The 14,162-nt window shown below is 75.1% G+C and carries 11 protein-coding genes; 5 read left to right on the top strand and 6 right to left on the bottom strand.

Annotated features, from left to right (window positions below; all coding sequences use genetic code 11):
- The first annotated feature begins 197 nt into the window (after positions 1–197).
- A complete protein-coding gene (locus SM452_RS08470) occupies positions 198–1,679 on the top strand; it encodes a peptide MFS transporter (protein WP_357210593.1) in 1,482 nt (493 codons plus the stop codon).
- Between the two features lie 6 nt (positions 1,680–1,685).
- Here SM452_RS08470 and SM452_RS08465 read toward each other — a convergent pair whose 3' ends face one another.
- From SM452_RS08465 to SM452_RS08455, 3 genes are read right to left on the bottom strand one after another with little or no spacing between them, the layout of a single operon-like run.
- Positions 1,686–2,276, bottom strand: coding sequence for a pyridoxamine 5'-phosphate oxidase family protein (locus tag SM452_RS08465; RefSeq protein WP_262016203.1), 591 nt, complete (start codon positions 2,274–2,276; stop codon positions 1,686–1,688).
- 60 nt (positions 2,277–2,336) lie between these two features.
- On the bottom strand, positions 2,337–3,509 hold the full coding sequence (locus SM452_RS08460; protein ID WP_463839653.1) for a hypothetical protein: 1,173 nt from the start codon (positions 3,507–3,509) through the stop codon (positions 2,337–2,339).
- 12 nt (positions 3,510–3,521) lie between these two features.
- Positions 3,522–4,874, bottom strand: a complete 1,353-nt coding sequence (locus tag SM452_RS08455; RefSeq protein WP_262016205.1) for an MFS transporter — start codon at positions 4,872–4,874, stop codon at positions 3,522–3,524.
- A 73-nt stretch (positions 4,875–4,947) separates the two neighbouring features.
- Here SM452_RS08455 and SM452_RS08450 point away from each other — a divergent pair, with 73 nt between their 5' ends.
- Genes SM452_RS08450 through SM452_RS08435 form a run of 4 tightly spaced genes read left to right on the top strand, consistent with a single transcriptional unit; the run spans position 4,948 to position 8,361 of the window.
- On the top strand, positions 4,948–5,610 hold the full coding sequence (locus SM452_RS08450) for a TetR/AcrR family transcriptional regulator (protein ID WP_463839652.1): 663 nt from the start codon (positions 4,948–4,950) through the stop codon (positions 5,608–5,610).
- A gap of 54 nt (positions 5,611–5,664) precedes the next feature.
- Positions 5,665–6,972 (top strand): flavin-containing monooxygenase, encoded by a 1,308-nt coding sequence (locus tag SM452_RS08445; protein ID WP_463839651.1) that lies wholly within the window; start codon positions 5,665–5,667, stop codon positions 6,970–6,972.
- Positions 6,969–7,841, top strand: coding sequence for an SDR family NAD(P)-dependent oxidoreductase (locus SM452_RS08440; protein ID WP_355512169.1), 873 nt, complete (start codon positions 6,969–6,971; stop codon positions 7,839–7,841). The genes SM452_RS08445 and SM452_RS08440 overlap by 4 nt, the downstream gene beginning before the upstream one ends.
- A gap of 10 nt (positions 7,842–7,851) precedes the next feature.
- Entirely contained in the window at positions 7,852–8,361 is a 510-nt protein-coding gene (locus SM452_RS08435; protein ID WP_030272300.1) for an NUDIX hydrolase, read from the top strand.
- Here SM452_RS08435 and SM452_RS08430 read toward each other — a convergent pair.
- From SM452_RS08430 to SM452_RS08420, 3 genes are read right to left on the bottom strand one after another with little or no spacing between them, the layout of a single operon-like run.
- Positions 8,358–10,535: a glycosyl hydrolase family 95 catalytic domain-containing protein gene (locus tag SM452_RS08430; RefSeq protein WP_463839650.1), complete on the bottom strand. Its 2,178-nt coding sequence runs from the start codon at positions 10,533–10,535 to the stop codon at positions 8,358–8,360. The genes SM452_RS08435 and SM452_RS08430 overlap by 4 nt on opposite strands.
- Positions 10,532–11,551 (bottom strand): LacI family DNA-binding transcriptional regulator, encoded by a 1,020-nt coding sequence (locus SM452_RS08425; protein ID WP_463839649.1) that lies wholly within the window; start codon positions 11,549–11,551, stop codon positions 10,532–10,534. The genes SM452_RS08430 and SM452_RS08425 overlap by 4 nt, the downstream gene beginning before the upstream one ends.
- On the bottom strand, positions 11,548–13,956 hold the full coding sequence (locus SM452_RS08420) for a beta-glucosidase (RefSeq protein WP_463839648.1): 2,409 nt from the start codon (positions 13,954–13,956) through the stop codon (positions 11,548–11,550). The genes SM452_RS08425 and SM452_RS08420 overlap by 4 nt, the downstream gene beginning before the upstream one ends.
- Between the last annotated feature and the right edge of the window lie 206 nt (positions 13,957–14,162).

The raw sequence follows: 14,162 nt of genomic DNA, 5'->3' as shown, positions 1-14,162 counted from the left end.
GTCTTCAGGTGTAACGGCCGGTGACCGCTCGCCCATTCCCCGGCCCACGGCGGCAGGACCGTACGCGGGTCGGGAGTGTCAAGGGTAACCGGCCATGACAGCTGCCCGGCGGGGTCGTCCCCGGCCGGGCCGAATCGGTGGAGTGTTTCGCCTGTCAACGGGGATGTTACCCACCTGTTTGCGTGGCGGAGGTGACGATGAGCAGTGACGCGCCGGTCGGGGACCGACCACCAGCCGGGAAGACCTTCTTCGGTCACCCCCGCGCGCTGTCCACGCTCTTCCTCACCGAGATGTGGGAGCGGTTCAGCTTCTACGGCATGCGGGCGATCCTCGTGCTGTACCTGACCGCCGCGGTCGCCGACGGCGGACTGGACCTCGGCGAGTCCAGCGCCAACGCGGTGTACGGCACCTACAACGCCATGGTCTACCTGATGGCGCTGCCCGGCGGCTGGGTCGCCGACCGGCTGATCGGCGCGCGGCGCAGCGTGCTGTGGGGCGGCGTGGTGATCGCCGCCGGTCACTACGTGATGGCGATCCCCACCGGGTGGAGCGTGTTCGCCGGCATGGCGCTGATCGTGCTCGGCACCGGCCTGCTCAAACCGAACATCTCCACCATGGTCGGTGACCTGTACGAGCGGGACTCGCCGCGCCGCGACGCCGGGTTCTCCATCTTCTACATGGGCATCAACCTGGGCGCGTTCATCGCGCCGCTGATCACCGGTTTCCTCGGCGAGAAGATCAACTGGCATCTGGGGTTCGGCGCCGCCGCGGTCGGCATGACCTTCGGCGTGCTCCAGTACGTGCTGGGCCGCCGCAACCTCGGCGACGCGGGCGCCCGCCCGGCGGACCCGCTGCTGGGCGCCGACCGGCGGCGCGCGCTGACCCGCATCGGCGTGGCGAGCGTCGTGGTGCTCGCCGTCCTGCTGGTGCTGCTGGTGGCCGGCTGGTTCACCGTCGACACGGTGGTCAACCTGCTCACAGTGGTGACGGTGCTGGTGACGGTCGGCTACTTCGCGCGGATCCTCACCGACCGGGAGATCAGCGGCACCGAACGCAGCCGGATGAAGGCGTACGTGTGGCTGTTCCTGTTCGCCGCCTCGTTCTGGCTCATCTACGACCAGGCCGGGTCGGTGCTGAACATCTTCGCCGCCGACCAGACCGACAGGTCGGTGGGCGGGTTCACGTTCCCGGCGTCCTGGTTGCAGTCGGTGAACCCGATCCTCATCATCATCGGCGCGCCGCTGGCCGCCGCGCTGTGGCTCAAACTCGGCCACCGGGTGTCCACGCCCACGAAGTTCGCCGTCGGTCTGGTGCTGAACGGCCTGTCGTTCGTGCTGATGGCCGCCGCCGCGCAGGCCGCCGTCGGCGGCGACCTGGTCTCACCGCTGTGGCTCGTCGCGGTGTACGCGATCCAGGTCGCCGGTGAGCTGTCCCTGAGCCCGGTCGGCCTGTCCGCCACCACGAAACTCGCCCCGGTGAAGTACGCCAGCCAGATGCTGGGCCTGTGGTTCCTCGCCACCGCCGTCGGCGACGCCATCGGCGGCCAGGTGGCCCGGCTGGCCGGCACCTGGTCCCAGCCGGTGTACTTCCTGACCTTCGGGCTGGCCTCGGTGGTGCTGGGCCTGGCCGCGGTGATGTTCACCCGCCAGATCCGGCACCTGATGGCCGGCATCCACTGACCGCGCTCAGCCCGCCGGGGTCGGCGGCAGCGGCAACGGCAGGCCGGGCAGCCCGTCGATGCTGGTGGCGACGTGGTCCTTGCCGGCGAAGTACGCGCTCAGCGACGCGTCGTCCTCCCGGGCGAACCGCCGTTCGTGCAGGTCACGGTCGGCGTCGTAGGTCATGAACGGCACCGCGTAGCCGCAGGTGTCGCGGATCAGCTCGGCGCGTACCACGATGATCGCCCGCAGGCCGTGCGGGCCCGGGTCGATGTCCGGGAAGTGGGTCAGCAGGCCGGGCCAGCGCGGGTCGTCGCGGAACACCGGCTCGCCGCGGCCGTGCACCCGCACGATGTTCGGCGGGCCGGCGAACGCGCACCACATCAGTGTGATCCGGCCGTTCTCCCGCAGGTGGGCGATGGTCTCGGCGTTGCTGCCGGCGAAGTCCAGGTACGCCACGGTGTGCTCGTCGAGCACCGCGAAGCAGCCGCGCAGGCCTTTCGGGGACAGGTTGACGGTGCCGTCACCGGACAGCGGGGCGGTGGCCACGAAGAACATCGGCTGCGCCTCGATGAAGTCCCGCAGCCGGCCGTCGATGCGCTCGTATGTCTTTCCCATGCCCCGATCCTCGCCGCCGGCCCGGGTGTGGCGCTGCCCCGTTCCCAGCCCGTGGCCGCCTCAGCCGGCACGCGTGCCCAGCCGCGCCAGCGCCGTCGCCAGATCGCTCACCTGGTCGGCGAGCTGCCCGGCCCGGCGCTGCGCGGCGTCCCGGTCGGCCTCGATCACCGCCGTCCGCGCGGCCAGGTCGGCCGCCCGGGCCTCCGCGGCGCTCGCGGCCCGCCGCGCGTCGGCCAGCTCCGCGGCCAGCGCGTCCCGCTCGGCGGTACGGGCGGCGGCCTGCTCGACCGCGGCGGCCACGTCCGCGCGGAACCGTTCCATCGAAGCGGCAGCCTCGGCGCGGGCTCGTTCCAGTGCCGCCTCGGCGTCGGCTCGTGCCGCGTCGGCGCGGTCCCGCTCGGCGAGGGCCTGCCGGGCGGCGGCGGCCTCGGCGTCGGCACGTTCGGCGGCGGCCCGGGCCGCGCGCTCCGCCTCGGCGGCCCGCCCCAGGGCGGCCTGCGCGTCGGCGCGGGACTGTTCGGCCCGGTCCAGGGCCTCGGTGGCGGAGCGGGTGGCCCGCTCGGCGTCGGCCCGGGCGGCGTCCCGTTCGGCGGTCAGCTCGGCCGCGCGGCGGCGTTCGGCGTCGCGTTCGGTGCGTACCGTGCGCAGTTCGTGCCGGGCGGCGTCGCGGTCGCGTTCGGCCTGCACCCGCAGCGCCTGCGCGGCACCCGCCTCGGCGCGCGCGGCGTCGCGGGCGTCCTCCGCCGCGGCGACCCGCTCGGCGGCGGCGGACGCGGCGGCCTGCGCCCGTTCGGCGCGGTCGGCGGCGGCGTCGCGGTCGGCGTATGCGGCGTGGGCCTGCTGCCGGTCGCGGGCTGCCGCCGCGGCCGCGTCCTCGGCCTCACGGCGGGCCTCGTCGCGTTCGGCGTGCGCCGCCGCGACCTGCGCGGACGTCTCCGCGCGCAGCTCGGCGAGCTGCCGCTCCACACCCGCAGGGGACAGTTCGGCGTGCAGCGCCTCGGTGAGCGTCTCCACGATCTGGTCGAGCCGGTCCACCGCCTCCCAGGTGCGCGCCACCTGCCCGGGCAGGCCGGGGGAGTTGCGGTGGCGCATCCGCGAGTTGCGGGCGGCCCGCTGGCAGGCGCCGTCGTTGTCCCGGCAGTAGCGGAACGGGCGGCCCGCGCCGACGCGCTGCGGCACGTCGCGTCCGCAGTGGGCGCAGGGTCGGGTGTCGGTGGCGAGCTCGGCGTCCATCGGGGGCGAAGTCTAGTGGGCCGCGTCCGCGCGGGCCGCGCCGTCGAGGGTGTAGCGGCGTTGCAGCAGCACCGCGACCACCATCACGGCGGCGGGCAGCAGCCCGAAGCCGTAGCGCAGCGCGTCCAGCGCGGCCGGGGACTGGGTCACGCTCTGCCCGGCGGTGGAGGCCACGAACCCGCCGGCGGCCAGGCACAGCGCGTACGCGTAGGGGCCCAGCGCGGCGCCGGTGGCCTCGGTGGCGGTCCACACTCCGGTGTACGTGCCGGCCCGCTCGGTGCCGCCGGCCGCGCGGATCACGTCGGGCAGCATCGAGAACGGCAGCAGTTGCATGCCGGCGAACGCCACCCCGAGCACCGCCACGGCGGCCACCAGCACCGGCAGCCCGGCGGGGCGGCCGATCGCCAGCACCAGCGACCCGGCGGCGAACGCGGCCTGCCCGGCGAGCAGGGCGCGTTGCTTGCCGATCCGCCGCGCCACCGCCAGCCAGCCCGGCGTGACGAGCAGCGCCGGTGCGACGAACGCGGCCACCAGCACCGTGGTGAGTCCGGGGCGGCCCAGCTCGTACTCGGCGTAGTAGGGCACTCCGGCGAGCACCAGGTGGGTGGTGGTGGACATGGCCAGGTACGCGCCGACCAGCCAGCGGAACTGCCGGTCCCGCAGGCTCGCCGCCAGCGCCCGCCACCCGCCCGGGCCGTGCGGCGGGGCCGTGTCGGCGGCGGTACGGCGCAACCGGCCGATCCCGGCGACGCCGACCAGCATCGCGGCGAGCATCCCGGCCGCCAGCACCACGCCCATCCGCAGGTAACCGTCGCGGGTGGCGTCGTCGCCGCCGGCCAGCAGCGGCGCGAGCAGTCCGGAGACCAGGATGCCGAGCGTCAGCACCACCATCCGGAACGCCATCAGCCGGGTCCGCTCGTGGTAGCCGATCCGCAGGTCCGCCGGGGTCGCCAGGTAGGGCACCTGGTACGCGGCGAACAGCAGGTTGCCGGCGACGAAGAACACCGCCACCCAGCCGGCCGCGGCGGCGCCGGTGAGGCCGCCGGGCACCGCGAACAGCGCGGCGAACGCCAGCGGCAGCACACATCCGGCCAGCAGCAGCCGGCGGCGGTGGCCCCGGCGGGCCTGCTCGACGTCGCAGCGGTGCCCGATCCACGGGTGCAGCAGCACATCGGCGATCTTCGGCAGCAGCAGCGTGAGCCCGGCGAGCCACGGCGCGACGGCCAGCACGTCGGTCAGGAAGTAGAGCAGCAGCAGCCCGGGCACTGTCACCCAGACGCCCATGCCGAGCGAGCCGGTGGCGAACCCGACGAGCGGGCCACGCGGCAGGGTGACCGCGTCGGAGCGCTGATCCAGCCCGGTCATGGCGGTCTCCTGTCCTCGGGGCGCGCCGCCCCCAATCCAACGGTTGCTGGATTGTAGGGGTAACAATGGCCGGATGACCATGCCCCGCCGCCGACCGGGCCGGCCCCGCCGCGACGACCAGCGGCCCACCCGTGACCTGGTGCTCGCCGCCGCCACCGCGTTGTTCGCCGAGCGGGGCTTCGACGCGGTGAGCGTCCGCGACGTCGCCGCAGCGGCGGGCGTGGACGCGGCCACCGTCGTGCACCACACCGGCACCAAGGCGCAGCTCTACGACGCCTGCTTCGCCCGGGTGTTCAGCGCCGAGCGGGAGGTCGTCGAGGCGGCCGGGGAACGCGCCCGGGCGGCCCTGGCAGCGGGCCCGCAGGACGCGCTGCGCGCGCTGCACGACCTGCTGGACGTATTCGTCGACTTCCTGGAGGACCGGCCGGAGACCACAGCGCTGTGGCTGCGCCGCTGGCTGGAGCCGCAGCGCCACGGCGAACTGGACCGCCGCTACGCCGCCCCGCTGTACGGGCTGGTCGAGGAACTGCTGGTGGCGGCGTCCGGAGCGGGCGCGCTGAGTGAGCCGACCCCGCACGTGACGGTGCGTTCCCTGGTCTGGGCGGTGCACGGGCACGTGGTGGCGCTCGCCGCCGGGACCGGTTCGGGTGCGCGGGAGCGGCGGGAGTTCCGGGCGTTCGTGCACCGGTTCCTCGACGCGCTGTACGCCGGGGGCCCGGGAGACACCCGGCCTTGACGCCGGCCCGCGTTCCGGGGATTATCCATCGGTCGTTGGATTAAGGAGGCGGGTATGGCCGCACCCAGGGTCGCTGTCGTCGGCGCCGGAGCCGCCGGCCTGGCCACACTCAAGGCGCTCGCCGACGCCGGTGTCCCGGCCGTCGCGTTCGAGACGGCCGACACGCTCGGCGGCCTCTGGGTGTACGGCGCACCCGGCTCGCCCGCGTACCGCACGCTGCACCTGAACACCAGCAAGGGGCGCACCGAGTTCGCCGACCACCCGATGCCCGCCGACTGGCCGGACTACCCCGACCACACCCGCGTCGCCGGCTACCTCGGCGACTACGCCGACCGGTTCGGGCTGCGCGAGGCGGTACGGCTGCGGCACACCGTCGACCGGGTCACCCGCACCGGCGACGGCTGGCGGGTACGCGCCACCGGCCCGGACGGCCCGGTCGCTGTCGACGTCGAGGCGGTGGTGGTCGCCAACGGGCACAACCGGGTGCCGAAGCGACCCGAGCCGTACCCGGGCGAGTGCACCGCCGAGCAGATGCACAGCCACGACTACCGCGGCCCGGAGCAGCTCGCCGGGCGCCGGGTCCTCGTGGTCGGCGGCGGCAACTCCGCCATGGACATCGCTGTCGACGCCTCGTACGCCGCCGCGCGCACGCTGCTGTCGCTGCGCCGCGGCGTGTGGGTGGTGCCCAAGTACCTGCTCGGCCGCCCGTCGGACACGCTCAACGGCGCGCTGGCCCGCCGGCTGCCCTGGCGGCTGCGGCAGCGGATCAGCCAAACCATGATCACCACAGCGGTCGGATCGCCCACCCGGTACGGGCTACCAGCACCGGCGCACGGCTTCCTCCAGGACCACCCGACGCTGTCCGACGCGCTGCTGTCCCGGCTCACCCACGGCGACATCCAGGCCCGGCCCGGCATCGCCCGCTTCGACGGCGACCGGGTCGAGTTCACCGACGGCCGCCACGACGAGGTCGACCTGGTCGTCTGGTGCACCGGCTACCGGGTCGAGATGCCGTTCCTCGATCCGGCGCTGCTCGGCGACGGCGCCGACCGGCTGCCGCTGTACCGGCACGTGTTCCACCTGGACGCCCCCGGCCTGGCGTTCGTCGGGCTCATGCAGTCCACCGGCGCGGCGTTCCCCCTGGTCGAGGCGCAGGCCCGGCTGGTGGCCGCGCGCCTGGCCGGCACCTGGGCGCCACCGGATGCGGCCCGGCAGGCCGCCGCCTGCCGCGAGGAGCTGCGCGCCGCCACCACCCGGTGGGGGCAGCGCCGCCCGCACATGCGCGTCGACTTCGACGTCTACCTGGCCGAACTGGGCCACGAACTGGCCGCCGGCCGGCGCCGCGCGGGAGCGGGACGATGAGCGCGGCAGGCAAGGAGCGGACCGGAGTGAACGCGTCGGCCCGTGGCGGCGGGCTGGCCGGACGGCGGGTGCTGGTCACCGGCGCCCGGGGCACGTTCGGGCAGCACCTGGGCGCGGCGCTGACCACCGCCGGCGCCCACGTGGTCGGGCTGGACCTGCACGCCGACCTCGACGCCACACCGCCGGTGCTCGGCGTCGACCTGACCGACCCGGCCGCGACGCCACCGGCGGTGGCCGCCGCGGTCGACCGGCTCGGCGGGCTGGACCTGCTGATCAACAACGCCGGGGTGGGCGGGCCCGCGCCCGCCGAGCTGCCGCCCGACGAGGTGGTACGCCGCCAGATCGAGGTGAACCTGCTCGCCGCCTGGCGGACCACCGCCGCCGCGATGCCGGCCCTGGAGGCGACCCGCGGCCGGGTGATCTTCGTGGCCAGCCGGATGGCGGTGCTGCCGCTGCCCCTCGCAGCCGCGTACGGCGTCAGCAAGCGGGCGCTCGTCGCGTACGCCGACGCGCTGCGCCACGAAGTAGGCACCCACGTCGGCGTCAGCGTCGTCTACCCGAGCATGGTCGCCTCCCCGATCCACGACAGCACCGTGGCGGCCGGGCTGTCGCTGAACGGAGTGTCCCGCCCGGAGCCGGTCGAGGGGGTGGTGGCCGCGATCCTGCGCGCCGCCACCGCCCGGCGCGCGCCACGGGACGTGGCCACCACCCGGCGCGGCCGGATCGAACTGGCGCTGGCCCGGCACGCACCGGCCCTCGCGGACCGGATGGTGCGCCGTACCGTCGCCACACGGCTGGCCGCCGGTGACCTGGACGGTGCGGCGCTGGCCGAGGGCATGGTCCGGCGGCACCGGCAGGACCGCCGGTAGCCTGCTCGCCATGGCCGTCTCGCCCTACATCGCCCGGCTGCGCCGCCACGTCGGCCACGACCTGCTCATGCTGTACGGCGTCAGCGGCGTGGTCACCGACGACGCGGGACGGGTGCTGCTGGCCCGCCGGGGCGACAACGGCCGCTGGTCCGTCCCGGCGGGCACCGTCGACCCGGGCGAGCAACCAGCCGACGCGCTGGTGCGGGAGGTCCACGAGGAGACCGGCGTCAAGGTGGCGATCGACCGGCTCGCCGGTGTCGCCACCCACCCGGTGGTCTATCCCAACGGCGACGCCTGCGAATACCTGAACATCTGGTTCCGCTGCCGGGCGGTCGGCGGGGCGCCGGCGGCCGACGGCGACGAGTCGCTCGCGGTGGCCTGGTTCGCGCCGGACGCGCTGCCCGACCTCGACGACTGGGCGCGGCTGCGGATCGGCACGGCGCTCACCGACGACGCCCCGCCCTGGTACGCCGCACCGGGCGAGAGCCACCCGGCGCTGCACCAGCCCGACAACCTCTAGCCGAACGCCACCTCGTACGGCCGGTCCGGGGCCAGATCCACCGCACGGCGGCCGCCGGGTGCGTGCACCACCACGCGCTGCGCCACCGGCGACACCAGCCGCGCCCGCACCCGGCCCGGCGTCCAGGTCAGCTCCTCGACCGTGACCCGGCCCCGGCAGGTGATGCCGCGCAGCGCGCCCGAGGGCAGGCCGGGCAGCGGCGCGGGGAGCAGCCGCAGCGTTCCCGGGCGCGACTGCACCAGCGACTCGATCAGCACCGCCGGGAGCGCGTGCGCGGCGTCGGCGTTGTACGTCCTCCGGCCCGGGTTGTGCGCGCTCATCAGCGACCGGAAGAACATGTCCGCGCCGAGGATCTTGCGCAGGTTCACCGCGACCAGCTCACCGTCGCGCAGGCGTGCCGCCGCGAGCGCCCGGTGCAGGCTGCCGTGCGCGGACCGGTTCTCGTCGCCGCGCAGCGTCAGCACCCGGTGCGCGGCGGCGGCCAGCTCCGGAGTGTCGTCCCTGTCGATCTCGTGCAGCGGCCACACCGGATACAGGTGGCTGACGTGCCTGTGGTCCTCGTCGCCGGTGCTGCCGGGCCACGCCCACTCGGCGAGCGCGCCGCGCTCGTCCACCAGGTAGTCCGGCGGCCGTATCCCGGCCCACCGGTCGTCGCCTGTGACCTCGGCGGCCAGCCGCAGCGCGTGCCGGGCCGCCGCGACGTCCATCGTGGCGTTCACCGCGACCGGCGCGGTCCGGCCGGTGTCGTCGTACGGGCCGGTCTCCGGCGAGTACGACGGCACCAGCACCGGATGCCCGTCCACAGCGGTCAGCACGTCCGCGAAGAAGTCCGCCACCTCGGCCAGCCAGCCGGCCACCTCGCCCAGCGGCTCACCGGTGACCAGGTGATGTTCGTGCAGCGGATGCAGCAGCCAGTCCGCGCCGGCCAGCCACGCGGTGAACGGCCAGTCCGGGTGGACGTGGAACAGGTGCCCGTGCTCGCCGTCGGTGCGGCTGGGCGCCAGCAGCCCGCGTGCCCCGTACACGGCCCGCGCGTTGGCACGCCAGTGGTCCACCTGGGCGGCGACCAGCCGGGCGTGCGCGGCTGTCACCTCCGGCAGCGCGCCCACGTTCACACCGGCCAGTTGCAGGTTGAGGTTCGCGTCGGTGGTGAAGTCACCGGCCCACGCCGCGTCCCACGAGCCCAGCCACAGCCCGGTCAGCCGGGGCGGCAGCACCCCGCTGGCGCTGAACAGCAGGTACCGGCCGGCGTGGAACAACCGTTCCAGCAGCGCCGGGTCCAGCCGGTCCGGCGCGGCGGCCTGCCGGGCCAGCAGCTCACCCACTGGTAGCGCCCGGTCGGCGGCGGGTACGCCGAGGTCCAGGCCGACCCGGGTGTACGGACCACGATGGCGAGGTACGTGCCGGGCCAGCAGCGCGTTGTAGTCCCCGGCCAGCGCGGCAAGCCGCCGCTCCGACACCCGGGTACGCCACGGCGGCGCGTCGGGCCGGTCGACGAGCGTGGTGAGCAGCGCCGGTCCGCGTACCCGCACCCGGTCGCCGTCGACGCTCACGTCCCCACGCAGCAACGTCAGTCCTTCGAACCCGTACGCGCCGCCGGCGTCCGGGTAGCGGGCGCGTATCCGCAGGAACACCAGCCCGTCGCGGCGGTACGCGGCGTGCTCGTAGACCACGTCGGCCGGCTTGCCGGGCAGCTCACCGGTCGCCCCCACCACGCAGTCGCCCTGGTCGAGGTGCAGCACCGCGACACCGTCGGTGCGAGAGACGAAACAGCGCCACCGCCCGCCCGACCACTCGACGGTCACCTCGCCAGTGGTGAAGTCGGTGTCGCGCCGGTAGTCGCGTACCGGTCCGGGCGGCGCATCGACGGTGAGCGCGTACGCGGGGTGGAACGACTGGGTCCACTCCAGTTCCCGGCCGCCGGTGAGCAGCCGGGCGGCCTCGACACGGCGTCCGGCGAGCACCAGCGCGCGGATGTGCGGCATCCGGCCGGCCAGCTCCGGCGCACGCGCGTGCCGGGTGCCGTTCGGTAGGACGAGCCGGTGGTGGTTCACCACGATCCGCTCCGCGTGCGGCCGCCCGTGGACCATGAGTCCCAGCTCGCCGTTGCCGGTGAGGAAGGCGTCCGTCCAGTCGGCGGCCGGCGCGGTGTCGTGGATGCGGTGCGCAGTCACCGGCCGGCGCTGGTGTCCCGCACGGTGAGGTGCGGTTCCAGCAACGTCACCTCCGGCACTCCCTCGCCGCTCAACCGCCGCATCAGCAGCGCCACCGCCTGCTTGCCGACCTCCTCGGCGGGCACCGGTACGCAGGTGAGCCCGGACTGCTCGGCCAGCTCGTCCGGGCAGATCGCGACCACCGACACGTCGCGGGGCACCCGCCGGCCCAGCAGGGGCAGCGTGGCGAGCACCGGCCCGACCGCCGACTCGTTCTGCACGACCAGCCCGGTGACGTCCGGGTGGTCGGCGAGCAGCGCCTCCAGATCGCGGCGTACCGCGGCCGGTCCCTCCTCGCAGGGCCGGGTCACCGCGTCGACGCCGAGCCGCTCGGCGGCGGCGCGTACCCCGGCGCGGGTGCGGTGGGCGAACCCGGTGCCCCGGTCGTAGACCGCGGCGGGCGCGCCGAGCAGCGCGATGCGCCGGTGCCCGGCGGCGGCCAGGTGTTCCACGCACAGCTCGCCCGCGCGCCGGAAGTCGAGGTCCACGCAGGCCAGCCCGGTGCTGTCGGCGGGGTGCCCGATCAGGACACCCGGCAGCGCGAGGTCCCGCAGCAGCGGCACCCGGGAGTCCTCCAGCTCGACGTCCATCAGCAGCACCCCGTCGACGAGTGCGCTGCCGGCGATGCGGTGCAGCCCAGCCGGTCCCTCGTCGGCGGTGACCAGCAGCACGTCGTGGTCGTAGCTGCGGGCGGTGGTGACCACTGCGGTGGCGAAACGCATCACCACCGGCACCTGCATGCCGGTACGCAGCGGCAGCACCAGCGCGATCACGTTGGCCTTGCGGCTGGCCAGCGCGCGGGCCCCGGCGTGCGGGTGGTAGCCGAGCGCGCGGACGCTGGCGAGCACCCGGCTGCGGGTGGTGGCCGAGATGGTGCGTTTGCCGCTGAGCACGTACGACACGGTGCTGGCGGCCACCCCGGCGTGGCGGGCCACGTCGGCGATGGTGACCTGCTCGCCGGGGGTCCGGCCGGTCACCGGGCCGCCCCGAAGCTGGTGCCCGCGGGCTCGGCCGTGGCGTCGCCGCCGGTGACGGTGAGCGTGCCGGCCAGCCGGATGTCGCGCGCGGACCGGCCGACCAGCACGGAGTGGACGGCGTCCTCCACCACCATCGCGGCGCGGGTCTCGTCCCACCAGGCCAGATCGGCGGTACGCAGCCGCAGCGTCACCCGGGCGGCGCAGCCGGGGTCGAGCGTGACGCGGGCGAAGTCGCGCAACTGCCGCAGCGGCTGCTTGACCCGGGAGCGCCGCTGCCGGGTGTAGAGCTGCACGACCTCGGTGCCCGGGCGGCGGCCCGTGTTGGTGACCTCGACGCTCACCTCCACCTCCTCGCCGGCACGCGCCGTGGCGGTGCTCAACCGGAGGTCAGCGTAGTCGAACGTGGCGTAGCTGAGCCCGTGCCCGAACGGGTACAGCGGCTCACCCCGGTGGTACAGGTAGGTGGTGTCGGCGCCGATGACGTCGTAGTCGAGCAGGTCGGGCAGCTCGGCGGCGTCGGCGTACCAGGTCTGGGTGAGCCGCCCGCCCGGGTCGGCGGCGCCGAGCAGCACGTCCGCCAGCCCGTTGCCGTGCTCCTGTCCACCGTGGGCGCTCCACAGCACCGCCGGCACGTGTTCCTGCGCCCAGCCTGCCGCGTACGGGTAGCTGCTGGTCAGCGCCAGCACGGTACGCGGGTTCGCGGCGTGCACGGCCCGCAGCAGATCGGCCTGGCCGGTGGGCAGCGCCAGGTCGGCGCGGTCCTCGGTCTCCCGGCCGTTGACCATCGGGTGGTTGCCGAGCACCACCACCGCCACGTCGGCGGCGGCGGCGAGCGCGGCGGCAGCGGCAGCTCCGTCGACGAGCAGCGTCACGGTGAACACGGCCGGGTCGCCGGTGGCGACGCTCAGCCGTCCGTCAGGTGCGACGCCGACGTGCCGGCCGGTGGCGAGGTGGTGCAGCAGCGCGGTGCCGTCGGGCCGGTGGTGCAGGCGGAACGTCTCGCGTACCACCCAGCCGCCGGGCCCGTCGCGGTCGGCGACGAGCGCCCCGGTGTCGTCGGCGCCGACGTACCGGCCGGTGTCCGCGGCGCGCAGCGCCACCACGTCCTGCCCCCAGTCGACCACCTCGAACTCGGCCGGGCTGTCGCCGAGCGCCAGCGGGCCCTCGTCGTCGTGGCGTACCGCCCGGTCGCCGACGTGCAGGGTGATCCGGTCGGTGCCGGGGTGGGTGGTCACCTCGGGCAGCCGCCCGAGCAGCCCCGCGTACGCGCTGATCACGTACGGCGGGGTGCCGCTGTACCAGTCGGTGAGCACGGTGTCGGCGAGCGGGCCGAGCACCGCGACCCGGGTGCCGGGGCGCAGCGGCAGCAGGCCGTCGTTGCGCAGCAGCACCACCGACTGGCGGGCGGCCTCGCGGGCGAGTTCCCGGTGGGCGAGGCTGTCGAGCGTGTCCGGCGGCACGTCGTCGTGCGGGTCCGGGGCCAGGTCGCCAAGCCGCGACCGGACGGACAGGATCCGCCGCACCGCCCGGTCCACGTGGGAGGGCTCGATCAGCCCGCGCGCCAGCGCCTCGGCGAGACGTTCCACCGTGGGTGCGCTGTCCTCGTCGTCCTCGGTGAAACTGTCGATGCCGGCGCGCAGCGCGGCGGCGAAGCCTGCCACGTGGTCGGGCAGGTACTCCTGCACGCCGGCGATGTTGCCGACCGCCCCGGCGTCACCGACCACCATGATCTCGTCGTCGGCGTAGCCGCGCAGCTCACCCTCGATCAGCGGGCTCAGGTGCGCCGGTACGCCGTCGACCAGGTTGTACGACGCCATCACCGCCACCGCCGCGCCCGCCGTCAGGGGAGCGCGGAAGGCGGGCAGCTCGTACTCGTGCAGCACCCGGGGCGGCAGGTCGCTGGACGTGGTGGCCCGGTCGGTCTCGTTGTTGTAGCCGAGGAAGTGCTTGAGCGTCGGCGCGGTCCGCAGCCGGATCGGGTGGTCGCCGCGCAGCCCCAGCGCGTACGCGGTGGCCAGCTTGCCGGTCAGCCACGGGTCCTCGGACCAGCCCTCCTCGTTGCGCCCCCACCGGGGGTCGCGCAGCGGGTTGACCACCGGCGCCCACACGTTGAGGCCGACGCGGTCCGGGTCGGCCCGGTGCTTGACCCGCACCTCGTCGCCGACGGCGGACCCGACCGCCCGGATCAGGTCCGGGTTCCAGCTCGCGGCGAGGCCGATCGCCTGCGGGAAGACGGTGGCGGTGCCGAGCCACGCGACGCCGTGCAGCGCCTCGGTGCCGGTGCGGAACGCGCGCAGGCCGAGCCGGGGCACCGGTGCCTGCCACTGGTGCAGCAGGCCGAGCTTCTCCGGCAGGGTGAGCCGGGCCAGCAGGTCGTCGAGACGGTGGGGGACGGGGTCGGTCATGGTGGGCGCCTCCGGTCGGCGTTCGGGCCGCCGCTCGTTCGTCGAAGCGCTTCGACGAACGAGCCGGTGATGCGGCGGCGCGTACGCGAAAAAGGGGTGGTGGTGGGGGCGGCGGTGTCGGCCCGGAGCGGTGGTGAAGCGCTTCGACAATCGCCGAAAAACACGCCGCTTCGCAGGTTGCCCGGTCCCGGAACGCGGCGCTACCG

Source organism: Micromonospora sp. SYSU B005 (assembly GCF_055362685.1).
This window is presented reverse-complemented; position numbering and strand designations above follow the sequence as displayed.

Coding starts and splice junctions, on each gene's coding strand:
- SM452_RS08470 (WP_357210593.1), top strand. CDS start 198: ATGAGCAGTGACGCGCCGGTCGGGGACCGACCACCAGCCGGGAAGACC.
- SM452_RS08445 (WP_463839651.1), top strand. CDS start 5,665: ATGGCCGCACCCAGGGTCGCTGTCGTCGGCGCCGGAGCCGCCGGCCTG.
- SM452_RS08440 (WP_355512169.1), top strand. CDS start 6,969: ATGAGCGCGGCAGGCAAGGAGCGGACCGGAGTGAACGCGTCGGCCCGT.
- SM452_RS08465 (WP_262016203.1), bottom strand. CDS start 2,276: ATGGGAAAGACATACGAGCGCATCGACGGCCGGCTGCGGGACTTCATC.
- SM452_RS08455 (WP_262016205.1), bottom strand. CDS start 4,874: ATGACCGGGCTGGATCAGCGCTCCGACGCGGTCACCCTGCCGCGTGGC.
- SM452_RS08420 (WP_463839648.1), bottom strand. CDS start 13,956: ATGACCGACCCCGTCCCCCACCGTCTCGACGACCTGCTGGCCCGGCTC.
- SM452_RS08450 (WP_463839652.1), top strand. CDS start 4,948: ATGACCATGCCCCGCCGCCGACCGGGCCGGCCCCGCCGCGACGACCAG.
- SM452_RS08460 (WP_463839653.1), bottom strand. CDS start 3,509: ATGGACGCCGAGCTCGCCACCGACACCCGACCCTGCGCCCACTGCGGA.
- SM452_RS08435 (WP_030272300.1), top strand. CDS start 7,852: ATGGCCGTCTCGCCCTACATCGCCCGGCTGCGCCGCCACGTCGGCCAC.